14 protein-coding genes are annotated in these 16,650 nt (G+C 72.8%); 5 read left to right on the top strand and 9 right to left on the bottom strand.

The features are described 5' to 3' along the window. The first annotated feature begins 378 nt into the window (after window positions 1-378). Complete coding sequence (locus ACIBO1_RS08000) at window positions 379-1,875, top strand: hypothetical protein (RefSeq protein ID WP_396742551.1); 1,497 nt, start codon at window positions 379-381, stop codon at window positions 1,873-1,875. Window positions 1,876-2,132: 257 nt separating this feature from the next. Here the strand turns inward: ACIBO1_RS08000 and ACIBO1_RS07995 are convergent, their stop codons facing one another. The 5 genes from ACIBO1_RS07995 to ACIBO1_RS07975 all read right to left on the bottom strand — a co-directional run bounded on the left by ACIBO1_RS07995 (window position 2,133) and on the right by ACIBO1_RS07975 (window position 5,726). Further along, entirely contained in the window at window positions 2,133-2,483 is a 351-nt protein-coding gene (locus ACIBO1_RS07995; RefSeq protein ID WP_131055753.1) for a DUF2203 domain-containing protein, read from the bottom strand. 90 nt (window positions 2,484-2,573) lie between these two features. Next, on the bottom strand, window positions 2,574-3,392 hold the full coding sequence (gene proC / locus ACIBO1_RS07990) for a pyrroline-5-carboxylate reductase (protein ID WP_396742548.1): 819 nt from the start codon (window positions 3,390-3,392) through the stop codon (window positions 2,574-2,576). A 69-nt stretch (window positions 3,393-3,461) separates the two neighbouring features. Further along, entirely contained in the window at window positions 3,462-4,490 is a 1,029-nt protein-coding gene (locus ACIBO1_RS07985; RefSeq protein WP_117228420.1) for a 6-phosphofructokinase, read from the bottom strand. Window positions 4,491-4,648: 158 nt separating this feature from the next. After that, window positions 4,649-5,194: a pyridoxamine 5'-phosphate oxidase family protein gene (locus tag ACIBO1_RS07980; protein WP_396742546.1), complete on the bottom strand. Its 546-nt coding sequence runs from the start codon at window positions 5,192-5,194 to the stop codon at window positions 4,649-4,651. Between the two features lie 34 nt (window positions 5,195-5,228). After that, window positions 5,229-5,726, bottom strand: a complete 498-nt coding sequence (locus ACIBO1_RS07975; protein ID WP_396742544.1) for a polyadenylate-specific 3'-exoribonuclease AS — start codon at window positions 5,724-5,726, stop codon at window positions 5,229-5,231. A gap of 263 nt (window positions 5,727-5,989) precedes the next feature. On the opposite strand from ACIBO1_RS07975, the gene ACIBO1_RS07970 reads away from it, so the two are divergent. Continuing rightward, window positions 5,990-6,682 carry a Crp/Fnr family transcriptional regulator gene (locus ACIBO1_RS07970; RefSeq protein WP_013735136.1) on the top strand — a complete coding sequence of 231 codons (693 nt, stop codon included), beginning with the start codon at window positions 5,990-5,992 and terminating at the stop codon, window positions 6,680-6,682. A gap of 81 nt (window positions 6,683-6,763) precedes the next feature. On the opposite strand, the gene ACIBO1_RS07965 is transcribed toward ACIBO1_RS07970, so the two are convergent. Then, window positions 6,764-6,961 (bottom strand): hypothetical protein, encoded by a 198-nt coding sequence (locus tag ACIBO1_RS07965; RefSeq protein WP_236146062.1) that lies wholly within the window; start codon window positions 6,959-6,961, stop codon window positions 6,764-6,766. A gap of 180 nt (window positions 6,962-7,141) precedes the next feature. Here ACIBO1_RS07965 and ACIBO1_RS07960 point away from each other — a divergent pair, with 180 nt between their 5' ends. Next, window positions 7,142-10,711: an ATP-binding protein gene (locus tag ACIBO1_RS07960; RefSeq protein ID WP_396742542.1), complete on the top strand. Its 3,570-nt coding sequence runs from the start codon at window positions 7,142-7,144 to the stop codon at window positions 10,709-10,711. A gap of 17 nt (window positions 10,712-10,728) precedes the next feature. Here ACIBO1_RS07960 and ACIBO1_RS07955 read toward each other — a convergent pair whose 3' ends face one another. After that, window positions 10,729-11,433 (bottom strand): lysophospholipid acyltransferase family protein, encoded by a 705-nt coding sequence (locus ACIBO1_RS07955; protein ID WP_396742540.1) that lies wholly within the window; start codon window positions 11,431-11,433, stop codon window positions 10,729-10,731. A 333-nt stretch (window positions 11,434-11,766) separates the two neighbouring features. On the opposite strand from ACIBO1_RS07955, the gene ACIBO1_RS07950 reads away from it, so the two are divergent. Then, window positions 11,767-12,615 (top strand): DUF308 domain-containing protein, encoded by an 849-nt coding sequence (locus tag ACIBO1_RS07950; RefSeq protein ID WP_396742538.1) that lies wholly within the window; start codon window positions 11,767-11,769, stop codon window positions 12,613-12,615. A gap of 195 nt (window positions 12,616-12,810) precedes the next feature. Beyond that, window positions 12,811-14,226 (top strand): trehalose-6-phosphate synthase, encoded by a 1,416-nt coding sequence (locus tag ACIBO1_RS07945; protein ID WP_396742536.1) that lies wholly within the window; start codon window positions 12,811-12,813, stop codon window positions 14,224-14,226. Between the two features lie 78 nt (window positions 14,227-14,304). On the opposite strand, the gene ACIBO1_RS07940 is transcribed toward ACIBO1_RS07945, so the two are convergent. Then, window positions 14,305-15,108 (bottom strand): alpha/beta hydrolase, encoded by an 804-nt coding sequence (locus tag ACIBO1_RS07940; RefSeq protein ID WP_396743260.1) that lies wholly within the window; start codon window positions 15,106-15,108, stop codon window positions 14,305-14,307. 123 nt (window positions 15,109-15,231) lie between these two features. Then, window positions 15,232-16,641 (bottom strand): flavin-containing monooxygenase, encoded by a 1,410-nt coding sequence (locus ACIBO1_RS07935; RefSeq protein WP_396742534.1) that lies wholly within the window; start codon window positions 16,639-16,641, stop codon window positions 15,232-15,234. Window positions 16,642-16,650: the final 9 nt, after the last annotated feature.

Here is a 16,650-nt window from a genome sequence, read left to right as displayed (position 1 = left end):
GCCGGGCATCGTCCGGAGTCGCCCGTCGCACATCACCTACCGGCAGAGACCCGGACAACGCCCGATCCGAGAGAGCTGCCGAATCAGCCGACAGCGAAGGGGCAGCCCTACCGGCTGTCGGCCACCTCCGCGGAAAACCGGTAGGCGAATCGGGCGACCCGGCATCCGGCGAGCGACGCCCACGCCGGCACACACAGCCACCGAACAGCTGCCCGACTTCCATCCTCTCCATGTTGGCGACCAGGGTGACGTGCTGGGGCTCGCGGCCACGGGGTGACCTCCTCGCGTCTGGGGCGTTGGGCAGGGAGTGGGCGGCGTGTGGGGGCTGATCTCTGCCTGCTCCCTTGCCGCTGGGCAGCCCTGGACGGAGCGCACCCGATGACGGTGTCCGTGATCACGGGACTCCTGATCCAGGCCGCAGCCCTCGCCGGAGTCCACTGGGCGATCAGGGGGAAGTGGCTTCGCCGGCCGGCGGCGCTGATGCTGGTGGCGGCGGTCGCGTTCCACGGCGTCACCGAGCTGGTGCAGTTCGCCTGGCCGGGCCGAAACTTCTTCCGAGGGCACTTCTCCAGCCAGGCGGCGTTGGACGACTGGGTGCTGCTCGTGTCGGGCGGCATCGCCTGTTACGCGATCATGTACGTCTTCGTCGTGTTGCAGCCGCAACGCCGCAGGACACCCGCGCACGCCGCCCCAGGTCTCGGGCTGGCGGGGGTGCCGCTGCCTTGGCTACTCGCGCTGCTGCTGCCGCTGCTGGTCGCCACCTGGCAGGGCAAGGGCGCGTTGCAGCCACTGTCGCCGCTCGCCGCCGAAGAGGCACCCGAGGCGCAGGGCCTCATGGTCGGCTTGGCCGGCGGGCTCGTGGTGCCGCTCATCGGCATCACCGCAGCGGTGGTGCTGGTGCGGTGGGGCATGCGCTGGCTGCTGCCGACGCTGGCGGTCCAGGCGCTGGTGCTGGTACTCGCCGGAACCCGCTCGATGATCGTTTTCGCGGCGATCCTGACGCTCGTCGGCGCGGCCGTGCACGGCCTACGGCCGAGCAGGCGGCAGGTGGCCGCGTTGACCGCGCTCGTCGCCGTCACGATCGCCGTGATCTCGTCCACCCGGGCCGTCGCGGGCAGGGAGGTGTTCCACGCCGACCAGGGCAGCGGGGCACGGGTAGAGGCGCTGATCGACGGTGCCGCCGCCCTGCACAAGCCCGACACCCGTGACGTGCTGCTCGACGACATCGTGTACCGGTTCGACGGCAACACATGGGGTGCGCAGATCTACGCGTCGCTGCGCGGATCCGGACCGACCTCCGGGATGGTGACGGTCGGCAACAACGTCGCGATGATGGTGCCGAGCTTCCTCGCGCCCGGTAAGGTCACCGGCCGCAGCTTGGAGGAGCGTTCGGAGGAGGCGTACCTGGCCCGCGATCACGGCCTGAGCCAGCGGATCGACTGGTTGCCCACGATCCTCGGCACGGTCATCGCCTACTACGGCCCGGCGGGGATGCTGCTCATCGCGTTGCTGCTCGGCGCGGCCTTGGGTGCCGCCGAACGGTGGGCGCTGCGGTCGCGCGGCACGGCCCGCGCCGTGTTCGCCGTGGGCCTCGCGCAGTGCGCGTTGCTGTACGGGGCAGGCCCACAATCGATCATGACCGCGTTGCGTGTGGCCTTGGCGCTCACCGTCGCCCTGGCGGTCCTGGCGTGGCTCCACCAGCGCAGAGCGGCCCGCGCGGAGGCACCCCCCACCGGTGGCCCGGTCACCGTTGGCCCCGTCACCGGTGACCCAGTCACTGTCCGCCAGCGAACGGGCCACCGGGCCGATCAGGGTTGGCGGGACTTGACCAGCTCCCGCAGATCCGACTTGCCGGTGTCCACCAGGTCGTCGTAGTTGGAGCCCTGCCCCACCAGGTACTCGATCAGGACGTCCTCGCTGTGCCGGCCGTCGGGTAGGCACATGCGCGAGCTACGGCAGACGCCTCTGGTCCCACCTCGGGCAACGGCCTCCCCAGCGCACACACCAGCAGGCACCGTTTCCAGCACCTTGTCACCGGCCGGTGACGCCCTGGTGCGGCCACCGACCGATCAGTCGACCGGCGGATGACCGGTCTCGGGCCGACCGTGCGCGCACCCGCCTGTCGGCCAGCATCAGAGTGGGCGGCGGCCGGCGAAGCCACAGTCGGCGCGGTGGTACCAGCGCACGTCGCTGTCCCCTTCCAGCCAGCACCAGAGCACCTGACGGCCGTCCCGTTCGCCGGGGAAGTCGAGCAGCACCGGCGCGAGGCTCTTGATCTCGATGCCGTGCTGCCGGATGTCGTCGAGGGTGGCGTGCAGCCGGGCCTCCAGCGCCTTCACCTCGGCGCGCCCGCCGAGTGCGCTCAGCCCGTGGCTGGCCAGGTCGGTCTGCAACTCGGCCAGGTCGGCCCGGACCCGGATCAGCTCGTCGATGCGGGGACGCAGGGTGGCTACCAGGTGCCGGGCCTGGGCGAGTGTGAACACCGCGACAGTATGCGGCACGCCGGTCGCCGCACGGAGCCCGCTGCCGACCTGCGCCGCCGGGGCGTCGTCACCGCGTACCGGCGGCGCCGTTCACTCGGCCTGGGCGGCCAGCTCGCGGGCCCGGTCGCGGGCTGCTTCGAGGGCGGCCAGCAGCGCCGCGCGTACGCCGTGGTTCTCCAGCTCGCGGATGGCGGAGATGGTGGTGCCGGCGGGTGAGGTGACCGCCTCGCGCAGCTTCACGGGATGCTCGCCGGAGTCGCGCAGCATCACCGCCGAGCCGATCGCGGTCTGCACGATCAGGTCGTGCGCCACCTGCCGGGGCAGGCCGAGCAGGATACCGGCGTCGGTCATCGCCTCGACCAGCAGATAGAAGTACGCCGGGCCGGAGCCGGAGAGCGCGGTGACGGCGTCCTGCTGGGTCTCGGGGACCCGAATCGTCGCGCCGAGCGGCTTGAACATCTCCTCGGCCAGCGCCAGGTGCGTGCCGGTGGCGTGCGCTCCGGCGGAGATGGCGGTCATCGCCTGGTCCACCAGGGCCGGGGTGTTGGTCATCACCCGGACCACCGGGGTGCCCTCGGGCAGTCGGCGGCTGAAGAAGCTGCTGGGCAGGCCCGCGCAGAGCGAGATGACCAGCTTGTCGGCGGGCACCTTGGGCCCGATCTCGTCCAGCAGGGCGGCGGCGTCCTGCGGCTTGACCGAGACGGCGAGCACGTCGGCCTCGTCGACGGCGGTGAGGTTGTCCACCACCCGGACGCCGTAACGGGCGGCGATCTCCTCGGCGCGTGCCGGTCGGCGGGCGGTGGCCAGCAGCCGGTCCACCGGCCAGCCGGACCGCAGCAGGCCGGAGAGCATCAGCTCGCCGATCTTGCCCGCGCCGATCACCGCGACGGTGTGCACCCCGGCTGACACCTGACGTACCCCCTTCGGGTACCGGCGTCGCGGCGGGCCGGACAGCCCGCCGCGACGTCGGGACGACGATCAGCTGCCGAAGAAGACCTCGGCCTCGGCGTACCGCTCCAGCGGAACGGTCTTCAGCTCGCGGGTGGCGTCGGCGAGCGGGACGCGGACGATGTCCGTGCTCTGCATCGCGACCATCTTGCCCCAGTCGCCCTCGTGCACGGCGTCGATCGCCTGCAGGCCGAGCCGGGTGGCGAGCACCCGGTCGAACGCGGTCGGGGTGCCGCCGCGCTGGATGTGCCCGAGCACGACGGTGCGGGCCTCCTTGCCGGTCTTGGCCTCCAGCTGCTCGGCCAGCCACTGGCCGATGCCGCCGAGCCGGACGTGACCGAACGAGTCCAGCTCCTGGTTCTGCAGGACCATCTGGCCCTCCAGCGGCTGGGCGCCCTCGGCGACCACGACGATCGGGGCGTACTGGTGCTGGAAGCGCTTCTCGACGTAGCCGGCGACCTGCTCGACGTCGAACTGCCGCTCCGGCAGCAGGATCACGTTGGCGCCACCGGCCAGGCCGGCGTGCAGGGCGATCCAGCCGGCGTGCCGGCCCATCACCTCGACGACCAGGGTGCGGTGGTGGCTCTCGGCGGTGGTGTGCAGCCGGTCGATCGCCTCCATCGCGATGTTCACCGCGGTGTCGAAGCCGAAGGTGTAGTCGGTGGCGCCGAGGTCGTTGTCGATGGTCTTCGGCACGCCGATGACCTTGACGTCCAGCTCGTGCAGCTTGGTGGCGACACCGAGGGTGTCCTCGCCGCCGATGGCGATCAGCGCGTCGACGCCCTGTGCGGCCAGGTTCTCCTTGATCCGCTCGACGCCGTTCTCGATCTTGAAGGGGTTGGTCCGCGAGGAGCCGAGGATGGTGCCGCCGCGCGGCAGGATCCCCCGGACCTCCGCGATGCCCAGCGGACGGGACAGACCCTCCAGCGGGCCCTTCCAGCCGTCCCGGAACCCTACGAACTCATGGCCGTAGCTGGCGACGCCCTTACGGACCACCGCCCGGATGACCGCGTTGAGACCCGGGCAGTCGCCGCCGCCGGTGAGCACGCCGATACGCATGATCCGCTCATCCTCCTGGGAGCAATTCGGTCAAGCCCGATCAAGCCCCAGGATAAGTGTCAGGTCAGACCTCGGCACCGTTGCCGGCCCGGGGCGGGCCGTCCCTCCGAACTGTAGTCGCCGTACCGGCCCACCTCACACCGCGCCCCGGTTACCAGTCAGTAGCCGTCGTCGCCGGTGGACGCCGGGCCACCGCCCGGGGCCGAGCCGCCCCGCCCCAGCAGGGCCACCGGGCGGCCGTCCCCGGCGGCCCAGCACCGGGCCGCGGTGACGTGCACCGCGACCAGCGTCAATCCGCTCGTCGCCACTCCGTCCGGGAACCACCCGGCCAACCCTGGGTGCCACAGCCGCTCGGCCCGCGTCCGGTCGTAGTCGTCCCGGGCGGTACCGGACATCGACGCCCAGACCTGCCCGTCCGGGTCGTGGAGGCCCACCTCGACCTCCGCGTTGACCCGCAACTGGCGGACGGTCGACGACCCGGCGTACGCGAAGAACCACAGCTCGCCGTCGAAGTCCGCGCGTTGCAGGACCATCGGACGGCCGACCAACCGGCCGTCGAGGGAGGTCGTGGTGAGCGTGCCGACACCGACTGCCCTGATCAACTCGGTGATCCGGTGCCGGGCGTCCCGGACGGTCAACACCTCGTCACGCTCCCTCGCCTCGGCACCGTTGGCCACACCGATGCCCGGGGCAGAACGGGTCAAACCACCGATCGACCGCACCGCGGGGACACCGGCGCTAGGAACCGGTGATCGCCCGCCACCGGGCCAGGTTGTGCCGGGCGTCGACCAGGGCGTCGTGGCGGGCCGCGTCGGCGTTCGGCAGCCGTGGCCGCCCCCGCTCCTCCCAGAGCTGGCGCAGCTCCTTGGTGTAGCGGGGGATCTCCCGGGGCAGGGCCGGCATCGCACCCCAGAGCTGCGCCAGCGCCACGTGGTCGTACGCGGCGTACCAGGCCCACAGCTCCAGCTCCTCGCCGGGTCGGTCCCGGATCGGCTCGACCAGGAAGTCGTACAGCTCGTCGCGGATGCGCTCCCGCGAACGCCACGCCCGGTCCGCCGGGGACGGCAGCTTGTCCAACACGTTGCGGCGTACCCAGGGCACGGCGCGGCTGGCGTCGAACTCGGTGGAGACCGCAAAGAACTCGCGGTCGTACTCGTCGACGACGCCGATCGAGACCAGCTCGACGGTCCGGCCGTCCTCGATGAATTCGCAGTCGTAGAAGTAGCGGTAGGCCATCCTCGCCATCCTCGCCGACGCCCGACGGGGCCGTTACGCCGGGTCTCCCACGCCGGGAGCGTTTCCAATCGTCCCGATTGGGAGACATCCGCAGCTCGAAGCTGTCACGGAAGTGATTTGAGGGGTGTACAGCAAGCGACCGGACCGTCATGATCTGATGTGTACCGCTGCCGGACGCCGCACGGGTGTCAGACCACCTCGTCAGGGGCCGCCAGGCTCACCCGGTGAGCGAGTTGGGTCCTTTACCGGGGAGGGGTGGGGCCGTGGAGATGCGCCTGCCGGAGCCGGGCGACGCGCTCACGGGTGTGGAGATGTTCGCCGGGCTGGAGCCGGAGGTGCGTCAGCGGGTCATCGCCGCTGCGGTGCCCCGGACGTACCGCAAGGGTCAGTTGCTGTTCGTGGAGAACGACCCCGGCGAGTCACTGATCGTGCTGCGACGGGGTGCCGTGGCCGTGTTCCGCACCGCGCCGACCGGCGAACGGGCCGTGCTGTCGGTGATCCGACCGCCGGACGTCCTCGGTGAGGTGTCGTTGTTGGACGCCTCCACCCGGTCCGCCTCGGCGGAGGCGATCGAGGACTGCACCGCCCTCGCCCTGTCCCGGGGCGCCTTCATGGAGCTGGTGCACTCCAACCCGCGGATCCTGGACGCGGTGATGCGCTCGTTGGGCGCGCTCATCCGCCGGCTCACCGAGCAGAACGCCGACCACGTCTTCCTCGACCTGCCCGGTCGGGTCGCCAAGACGCTGGTCCGGCTCGCCGGGGAGAGTCAGGCTCCGATGATCACCATCGAGCTGAACCAGAGCCAGCTCGCCGAGATGGCCGGTGGCTCGCGACAGAGCGTCAACCAGGCGATCGGGTCGTTCGCCAACCGGGGCTGGCTGCGTACCGAGGGTCGGCGGATCGTCGTCACCGACGTGCCGGCGTTGCGCCGCCGGGCGGGCATGAGCGACCGCTGACCCAGCGCGACGACGCGGGCACGACAAACGGGCGGGGCCGGGGACGATCGTCCCCGGCCCCGCCCGTTGCACCCGTCCAGGTCAGGGCTTGGTGCTGCCCGGACCGGCCCAGTCCGTACCGCCCGGACCGGCCCAGTCGGTGCCGTCCTTGCCCGACCCCGGCACCTCGCCGACGATGCCCTGCGCCTGCAGGAGCGCGAGGGTGGCGGCGTCCACGTCCACCGAGTCACCGGCGGGGTGGGTGACTCCGTTACCGTCGGTCCAGTCACTCTTCAACATGACGTACACCATGAGGCTGTCCCCCTGCTCAGCGTTGTCCACTAGATCGGCTGCCTGAATCTAGCCGTTCGGCACGCGGCGGACCGCCCGGAGGAGTGTCCACAAGCCAACAGCCCGGTACCCGACAGTCCACCGGGCAGCGATACTCGGACCTGCGCCCCCGGGCGTCGGGGCTCGCCAGTGGAGGGTGTCATCGCCGCACAGTGTGATCGCTGTGGACGCACCGCCGCCGACGGCGACCGCTTCTGCGGTGGCTGCGGTGCGGAGCTCGGCGCCGTCTGCCCGCACTGCCTGAACCCGCTCGCCGCCGACGTGGCCTTCTGCACCTCCTGCGGCACACCCCGGGCCGGCAGCGACCGTCCCGCCACCATCGGCCAGGAGGACCGACGCCGGGTCAGCGTCCTCTTCGTCGACCTGATCGACTTCACGCCGTACGTCGAGCGGGCCGACCCGGAGCTGGTCCGGGGCATGCAGACCGGCTTCTTCGCCGCCGCCCGCCGGGTGGTCGGGCAGTACGGCGGGGTGGTGGAGAAGTACATCGGCGACGCGGTGATGGCGTTGTTCGGCGCGCCGGTGGCCACCGAGACCGACGCGTTGCGCTGCGTCCGCGCCGGTCTGGAGCTGCAACGCGTGCTGACCCGGTTCACTCCCACCGGCACCGACGGACTGCGCTTCCGGGTCGGCGTGGCGACCGGCGAGGCGCTGGTGGACGTGGCCGCGGCCCGCGACGGCGGGCAGGCGATCGTCGCCGGTGACGTGGTGAACACCGCCTCCCGGTTGCAGTCGGTGGCACCGCCCGGTGGGGTGCTGGTGGACGGGACCACGCATTCGCTCACCCGGGACACCATCCGCTACGACGAGCAGCCCCCGGTCACGCTGCGCGGCCGGTCCGCGCCCACGGAGGTGTGGCTGGCGCTGTCCGCGGTACGCCAGCAGGCCACCGACCGCGAACCGGACACCACGCCACTGATCGACCGTGAGCACGAGCTGGGCATGCTGGTCAACGCGCTGCACCGCAGCCTGCGCGACCGCCGCCCGCAGGTGGTCACCGTCTTCGGCCGGGCCGGCATCGGCAAGAGCCGGCTGGTCCGCGAACTGCACCGGCACACCGGCCGGCTGGTGGACGAGCCGCTGACCTGGCGGATCGGGCGCTGCCCGCCGTTCGGGGAGAACGTCACGTTCGCCGCGCTGGCCGACATCGTCAAGGCCGAGGCGGGCATCCTGGACACCGATCCGGCCACCAGCGCCGCGCAGCGGCTCGCCGGGGCGGTGGCCGAGTTGGTCGGGCCCGGCGAGCGCGACCGGGTCGCCGACGCGCTGCGTCCGCTGGTCGGTCTGGCCGGTACGCCGCTGCCGGCCGAGGAGGCCGAGTCGGCCTGGCGGCGTTTCCTGCTGGCTCTGGCCGCGCGTCGACCGACCGTACTGGTCTTCGAGGACCTGCACTGGGCCGACGACGCCATGCTGCGCTTCGTGGAGCTGCTCGGCGCGGCGGCCCGGGACGTGCCGCTGCTGCTGCTCTGCACCGCCCGTCCCGAGCTGGTCGACCGCGATCCGAGCTGGGCGGGGACGATCACCGGCTCGGTGACCATCACCCTGCCGCCGCTGCGGGACACCGGCATCGCCGCGTTGTACGCGCACATGTTCGGGCAGGCCGCCTTCTCGGCCGACCTGTTGACCCCGTTGATCGAGGTGGCCGGCGGCAACCCGCTCTACGCGCACGAGTACGTCCGGATGCTCATCGAGCAGGGCGCGTTGCGGCAGTCGGGGCGGGGCTGGTCGCTGGAGAAGCACCTGGACCTGCCGATGCCGGAGAGCGTGCACGCGGTCATCGCCAACCGGGTCGACCTGCTCGACCCGAAGGACCGGGCGGTGCTGCTGGCCGCGGCCGTGGTCGGCGTGCAGTTCTGGCCCGGCGCGGTGGCCGCCGCCGTCGGGCAGCCGGTGGAGGCGGTCGAGCGCGCCCTGCGTCGGCTGGAGCAGCGCGACTTCGTGCACGAGCAGGCCGCGTCCACGATGGCCGGCCAGCCGGAGTACCGCTTCCGACACGTGCTGGTCCGCGACGTGTGCTACCAGCGGCTGCCGCGTACCGAGCGGGTGGCCCGGCACGACCGGACGGCCGACTGGCTGGACACCCTGTCGCAGAGCCGGGACACCGACCTGGCCGAGGTGCTGGCCCACCACCGCTGGGCGGCGCACGAGATCGCCCGGTCGCTGGACCTGGAGACCCGTCGCTACGCCGGTCCGGCCCGGGCCGCGCTGCACCGGGCCGCCCGCCGGGCGTACGCGCTGCACGGGTTGGACGCGGCCGCCAGCCACGCGGCCCGCGCGCTCGGTCTGGCCGACGACTCCGACCCGGTCGGCCGGCTGCAACTGGAGCTGCTCAGCACCGAGATCTCGTTCTATCGGGACGGCAACGCGTTCCTCTCCGGCGGCGGGCCGGAGCAGGTGCAGACGCTGGCCGACCGGTTGCTGGCCTGCGGCGACGAGGCGTGCGCGGCCCGGGCCTGGACGCTGCTCGGCCAGGCGGCCTGGCTGCGGGCCGACCGGCAGGCCGCACTGGTCTGCCTGGACCGGGCGGTGCGGCTGTTCGAGCCGCTGCCGGACAGCGCCCAGAAGGCCGACGCCTTCGCCGAGCTGGGCCGGCTGCACATGCTCAACTACGAGCGCGATCCGGCGGTGGCGGCGGCGGCCACCGCCGCCGAGATCGGCGAGCGGCTCGGGCTGACCGAGACCCGCACCAACGCGCGGATCACCGCGGCCACCGCCCGGTACCAGGCCGGTGACCGGGCCGGCCTGGACGAGCTGCACGCGCTGGCCGAGTTCAGCCGCGCCGGCCAACTCCTGGCGCTGCCCCGGGCCACCCAGAACCTCGCGTACGCGGTCCGCGAGGAGGGCGACTGGCTGCGCTCCGACGCACTGCTCTCGGCGGCGCCGGCCCGCACCGCCAGCGGGCAGACGCTGACCACCAGCTACTCCGGTGAGGCGATGCGCGCCTGGTTCGAGGGGGACTTCCCGCGCCTGCTCGCCGCCGCCGAGGCGTTCGTCGACACGCCCACCGGGAGTTGGGACATGCAGGTGCGGGGGCTGCGGTCGTGCCTGTTGGTGCTGCGGGGCCAACCGGTACCGCCCGCCGCCGGACCGCCACGGCAGCCGGGTGAGGGCGCCGAGGCACCCGGCGACGACGTGGCCGCCGCGCTGGACACCGCCCGACGCAGCGGCTTCCACCGGCTGCACTGGACGATGGTGGCGATGGGCGCGCTGTGCCGGGCGTTGCAGGAGCGCACCGAGGAGGCCGCGGCGCTCGTCGACGAGTTGGCCGGGGCGTGGACGACGGTGCCCGCGCTGGCCAGCGGCGAGTGGATCGCCGCCGCCGGCTGGGCGGCCACCCTGTCCGGACGCAAGCCGGCGGCCCGGGTCCGCGCCATGCTGGACCAGGTGGGGCACCGTACGCCCTGGTCGGAGGCGGCCCTGCGAACCGTGACCGGGGCGCTGGCCGGTGCCGACGGCGACCACCGACGCGCGGCCGAGCTGCACCTGGCCGCTGCCGAGATCTACGCCGGGATCCCCGACGTGACCGACCGGATGCTGGCGCTGACGTTCGCGGTGCGCGAGCTGGCGTCGGCGGACGACCCGGCGGCGACCAGCGGGCCGCTGACCGAGGTACGCGCGTTCGCGCACCGCAATGGCGCACCCGGCCTGCTCCGCCTGGCCCACCCGTCGGAGGCGGGCACCCGGACCCTGGCCTCCTGACCGTCGCCCGGGTCGGCTCAGGCGGCGACCGAGGCGGCCGGTACCGGGGTGGGCGTGGTCTTGAGCTTCTGCGCGTACACGTCGACGTACTCGCGGCCGGAGAGCTCCATCAGCTCGTACATGATCTCGTCGGTGACGGCGCGCTCGACGAAGCGGTCACCGGACATCCCAGCGTACCGGGAGAAGTCCAGCGGCGGGCCGAAGCGGATCCGGACCCGCGCGAGCTTCGGGACGATCGTGCCCGGCGGCTGGATCTCGTCCAGGTTGAGCATCACCGCCGGCACCACCGGCGCGCCGCTCTCCAACGCCAGCCGGGCCACGCCGGTCTTGCCCCGATAGAGCCGCCCGTCGGGTGACCGGGTGCCCTCCGGATAGATGCCCGCGATGCCACCGGCGCGCAGCACGCTGAGCTGGGTGTCCAGCGCGGCGCGGGCGGCCTGACCGCCGGAGCGGTCCACCGGGATGGTGCCGGTGCCGACGAAGAACATCTTCGTCAGCCAGCCCTTGAGGCCCTTGCCGGTGAAGTACTCGGCCTTCGCCACGAAGGTGACCTTCCGCGGCACGATCAGCGGGGTGAAGATCGAGTCGGAGAAGGAGAGGTGGTTGCTGGCCAGGATCACCGGGCCGGTCGCCGGTACGTGGTGCAGGCCCTCCACCTGCGGCCGGAAGATCACTCTCAGCAGCGGGCCGAGGAACACGTACTTCAAGAGCCAGTACAGCACCGGCGTCCTTTCGGCGAGGCGGTCGTCGTCGCGACGGCACGGCCGCGTGGCAGGAAGCCTACGAAGCTCCACCGCCCGCCACAACGCCCGAGCGGACCGACCGACCCGCCGGGCGGAGCGTGTCGCCGACCGTGTCCCCTGGCACGCTCCGAGCAAGAACGGACATAGAGGTACGGCCGCGACCAGCGGCACGGACACCGACTTCGTACCCCACGCCACAAGGCACTCCCCGAACCGACCCCGGACGTGTCACGATTCAGAGCACGGCGTGCGGGGGTGCGCCGAGGAGCTGGACGCGGGGCGCGCCGGCGGCGCGATGAGGAGGATGGTCCGGTGTCAGCGGGTGGGGCCCGCCGGGGACGGCGGGACAACGGGCTCGACGCCAGCGAGTACGCCATCGCCGGCGACGTCGACCCGCGCGTCGGTGAGCACCTGCTCGACGTGCTGGCCGCCGGCGGCATCGCCGCCTATCTGCAACCCTCGGCCGACCTGAACCCGGTCACCCGCACCACCACGGTCCCGGCCCGGCCGGTCGACCGGCTCTACGTGGACCGCTCGCACCTGAGCACCGCTCGGGACTACCTCAGCCAGCTCGCCGACGAGTCCGGCACGGCCCGCCCCGAGGAACCGGACATCGACGCCGAGTGGGAACGGATCGTCGCCGGTTTCCACAACTCGCCGGGCAGCGGGGACCAGCCGTGGCCCGCCGCGGAGAACGTGGACGACCAGGCCGACGGCGGCAGCAGCACGATCACCACCCCTCGGCCGACGCCCGAGGAGCCGACCGGCCCCACCGCCACCGACGTACGCCGGCTGCCCTACGCCGCCGACGTCTCCGGCGTGTCGGTGGGACGCGGGCCGCGTGACGGCGACGGTCCGTCGCTGCTGGAGGGCCTGGACACCTTCGGTGCCGACCTGCCGGACGACCCCGACGACGACGAGCGCTACGTCCCGCCGCCGCCCCCGCCGCTGCCCCGGGTGTCGAAGTACGCCGTGGCGGGCGTCCTCGCCGTGGTGCTCGGTTTCGTGTTGTTCCTCTTCCCGGACATGCTCCCCGCCGACCCGAGCATCGTGACGCTGCTCGGCTTCACCGGCATCCTGGCCGGATTCGTCACGCTGGTCTGGCGGCTGCGTCCCGGCGACGCCGAGGACCGGGGGCCGGACGACGGCGCGGTCGTCTGAGCCGACCGGCGTCCGCGTCCACCGCGCACCGTAGCCGCCCGGATACCGGGACGCGCACCGCCCACGCCAGGGGACGTGACAGTGGTGTAACTTACTGTCAGTAGGAATACCGCAGTACGTCACGTCACCCGCCGACTGCCCGGTTGTTCCTTTCCTCGTGGGCGGTCACTCCCCCTGCTGATCGGAATGCCCGAGATGCGACAGAGTTCTCTCGTGGTGGTGGCCAACCGCCTCCCCATCGACGACAACGTGGCGCTCGACGGCGCCTGTGAGTGGCGCCGCAGCCCCGGCGGGCTGGTGAGTGCGCTACACCCGCTGTTACGACACACCCCGGCGACATGGGTCGGTTGGGCGGGCGGGACAGGCCCCGCACCCAGCCTGCCGGACGTCGACGGGGTGCGGATGCACGCCGTGCCGCTGAGCGGCGAGGATCTGCGCGACCACTACGAGGGGTTCGCCAACGCGACCCTCTGGCCGATCTATCACGACGCGGTCGAGCAGCCGGAGCACCACCGGCGCTGGTGGGACGCGTACCAACGGGTCAACCAGCGGTTCGCGGAGGCCACCGCCGAGGTCGCCGAGCCCGGCGCGGTGGTCTGGGTGCAGGACTACCACCTGCAACTGGTGCCGGGGCTGCTCCGTACGCTCCGACCCGACCTGCGCATCGGCTTCTTCCTGCACGTGCCGTTCCCGCCGCCGGAGCTGTTCATGCAGCTCCCCCGCCGCGCCGAACTGCTGCACGGCATGCTCGGCGCGGACCTGGTCGGCTTCCAGCGGGCGCAGGCCGCGCACAACTTCGCCCAACTGGTCTCCAAGGTGCTGGGCCTGCCGGCCACCGACCGGCGGATCGCGGTCGAGGATCGGGTGGTCCGCATCGGCGCGTTCCCGGTCTCCATCGACACCGCCGAGATGGCCGCGCTGGCCGGCCGCCCGGCGGTGGCGGACCGGGCCCGACGGCTGCGGCACGACCTCGGCAGCCCGGACCACGTGATCCTCAGCGTCGACCGGATGGACTACACCAAGGGCATCGAGCAGCGGCTCAAGGCGTACAGCGAGTTGCTGGCCGGTGGGCACGTCAAGGTCCGCGACACCGTGTTGGTGCAGGTGGCGGTGCCCAGCCGGGAGCGGGTCGGCCAGTACCAGATCCTCCGCGACCGGGTCGAACGCGAGGTCGGACGGATCAACGGCGAGTTCGGCCGGGTCGGCGAGCCGGCCATCCACTACCTGACCCAGCCGTTCGACCGGGCCGAACTGGCCGCGCTCTATCGGGTCGCCGACGTGATGGCGGTGACCCCGCTGCGGGACGGAATGAACCTGGTCGCCAAGGAGTACGTCGCCGCCCGGGTGGACGACGCGGGCGCGCTGCTGCTCAGCGAGTTCGCCGGAGCGGCGGCCGAGCTGCCGCAGGCGTACCTGGTCAACCCGCACGACCTGGAGGGGCTCAAGCAGGGCCTGCTCGCGGCGCTGCGGGCCGACCCGGCGGACGTCCATACCCGGATGCGGGCCATGCGCGAGCACCTGCACCAGCACGACATCCGGGCCTGGGCCCGGTCCTACCTGTCCACCCTGGACCAGAGCGGCGACCTGGTCACCCACCTCACCAGCGGCTGAGGTGGGTGGGCCCGGCCCGGGCCCGCACCACGCGGACCGGGCCGGAAGGCCGCGCGTTCCGGGCCGGTCGTCGCGGACTCAGGGCCGGTCGTCGCGGGCCGGGCCCTTGTCCAGCCAGTCCAGGATCGCGTCGATCGGCTCCTGCCACCGCGCGTCGAGCATCAGGTCGTGCCCCATGCCGGGAAAGAGCAGCGGTGCCGAGTCATACCGGCGGGCCGCCCCGGTCAGCGCCGACGGCGGCACCACCCGGTCGTCCGGACTGCCCAGCACCAACACCGGCGGACGACCCACCGGCGGCTCCGGCTCGGCCCCGGTCAGCAGCCGCCACTGCGCCCGCCGGGCCGCCCGCCCCAGCCGGCCGGTGTAGCGCCGGGCGTCGGCCTCGGGCAGCTCGCGGCTGAACAACTGGCGGCGGTGCAGGCGTAGCCCGCCGCCGAAGACCGCCGGGAGGGTGCCGAGTGGGTTGCGCCGCACCGCGGCACCGAACGTCGCCCACCCGCCGAGGACCGGCGCCACCAGCACCGCCGCCCGGGCCGGATACCGGGCCAGGGCGTGCGCGACCACCAGGGCCCCGGCGCCGTGCCCCACCAGCACCGCCTGGCGCGGCAGGCCCGCCGCCACCTGCACCACGTCGTGGGCGTACGCGCGCAGCGTCGCGTCCGGCGCCGGACCGCTGTCGCCGTGCCCCCGCAGGCTCACCGCGTACGCGGGGAAACCGCGCGCGGCGGCGTGCCCGAGCCAGTGCTCGGCGTACACCCAGGCGCCGTGCCCGAAGCCGGGCACGAACAGCAGGGGTGGCCGCCCCTCCTCCAGCTCGGGCGTGGCGCTGAGCACCTCGCGGCGCACCGGACGCACCGGCCGCGCCCACTCCCAGGCCCGCATCACCCGCACCCGGTCGCTCACGCCGCCGCCTCGCTTCGCTCCCCGGCGGCGCGAGACACACCCGCACCGCACCCGATGGTTCGCTCCCTCCGGTCGCTCACGCCGCCGCCTCGCTTCGCTCGCTCACTTGGCCTCCAGGTCGCGCAGCGCGCGTTCCAGCACCCGCAGGTAGTCGGCGTGGCCGACCTCGAACCAGTGCCGGGTCGAGTCCTTGACCTGACCCGAGTAGCGCTCCCCGGCGTTGGCCCGGACCCGCGCGGCGAACGCCGTCGCCCGCTCCGGCCGGGTGGTCCGCAGCCGCAGCAGCCGGGCGAAGATCACCGCCTGCCAGTGCGACAGGGTGAACACACCGGAGTCCGGTTGGAGCAGCCCGGTCACCGCCAGGGTGGGGTGCTCCGGCACGAAGGCGTTGAGCCACAACCGGGGCCGGCCCACGCCCTCGTCGTCGCCGAGGATCTTCGCGTCCAGGAACTCGAAGCGCGGCAGGTAGCCGGTGGCGCAGACGACCACCTCCGGGTCGATCTGCCGGCCGTCGGTCAGCTCCACCGAGTGCGAGTGGAACCGGGTCACGTCCGGCACCGGCGTGATCGCGCCGTGGCCGACGTAGTAGACGAGCTGGCTGTTGGCGATCGGGTGCGTCTCGTACACCCGGTGGTCGGGCCGGGGCAGGCCGAACCGGGTCAGGTCGCCGACGGTCAGCCGCAGCGTGCGGTGATAGAGCCACTGCCGGACCCGCAGCGGCACCCGCAACGCCAACAGGGTGTCGTTGACCTGGTCGGCGGGGCGGCCGAAGACGTACTTCGGGGCGTACCAGTAGCCCCGGCGGGTGGAGTGCCAGCAGCGTGCCGCCTGCTGCGCGGCCTCCACCGCGATGTCGCACCCGGTGTTGCCGGCGCCCACCACCAGCACCCGCTTGCCCCGCAACTGGGCCGGGTCCTTGTAGGACGACGCGTGCATCACCTCGCCCCGGAACTGTTCCAGTCCCTCGTAGCGGGGCAGCTTCGGCGACCAGTTGTGTCCGTTGGCGATCACCACGGCTGCGTACCGGGAGGTGCGCTCCGGGCCGTACCCGCCGGTGCTGCGGGTGGTGACGTCCCAGCGGTCGTCGGCGACCGGCTCGACCCGCACCACCTCGGTGCCGAACCAGATGTGCCGGCGCAGGTCGAAGTGGTCGGCGTACCGCTCGAAGTAGGACAGCAACTGGCTGTGGTGCGGGTAGTCGGGCCAGTCGTCGGGCATCGGGAAGTCGGGGAACTGGGTGAACGGCCGCGACGAGATCAGGTGCGTGCTGGCGTACACCGGGCTGCGGTCGTGCCGCCAGTTCCAGGCGCCGCCGATGCCCGTCTCGCGCTCGTAGCAGTCGACGCCGAAGCCGTGCTCTGCGAGGTTCTTGACGGCGGTCAGGCCGCTGGCGCCGGCGCCGATGACGCAGACGGTGTCGCCGCGGTCGGAGACCGGGCGGCCGTCACTGCTGCGGGCGAGGGGGGTCGTCTCCGGTTCGGACCGACCGTGGTGCGCGGTGGGGGTGGGCACCGGGGTCTC

Origin of the sequence: Micromonospora sp. NPDC049903 (genome assembly GCF_044460945.1) — a bacterium.
Lineage (GTDB): Bacteria > Actinomycetota > Actinomycetes > Mycobacteriales > Micromonosporaceae > Micromonospora.
Note: the sequence above shows the minus strand (reverse complement) of the source record. Positions and strands in the feature narration are given on the sequence as shown.

Bases quoted from the DNA above. Each gene is read 5' to 3' on its own strand.
- ACIBO1_RS08000 (WP_396742551.1), top strand. From the start codon at position 379: ATGACGGTGTCCGTGATCACGGGACTCCTGATCCAGGCCGCAGCCCTC.
- ACIBO1_RS07985 (WP_117228420.1), bottom strand. From the start codon at position 4,490: ATGCGTATCGGCGTGCTCACCGGCGGCGGCGACTGCCCGGGTCTCAAC.
- ACIBO1_RS07975 (WP_396742544.1), bottom strand. From the start codon at position 5,726: ATGGCCTACCGCTACTTCTACGACTGCGAATTCATCGAGGACGGCCGG.
- ACIBO1_RS07965 (WP_236146062.1), bottom strand. From the start codon at position 6,961: ATGTTGAAGAGTGACTGGACCGACGGTAACGGAGTCACCCACCCCGCC.
- ACIBO1_RS07945 (WP_396742536.1), top strand. From the start codon at position 12,811: ATGCGACAGAGTTCTCTCGTGGTGGTGGCCAACCGCCTCCCCATCGAC.
- ACIBO1_RS07940 (WP_396743260.1), bottom strand. From the start codon at position 15,108: ATGCGGGCCTGGGAGTGGGCGCGGCCGGTGCGTCCGGTGCGCCGCGAG.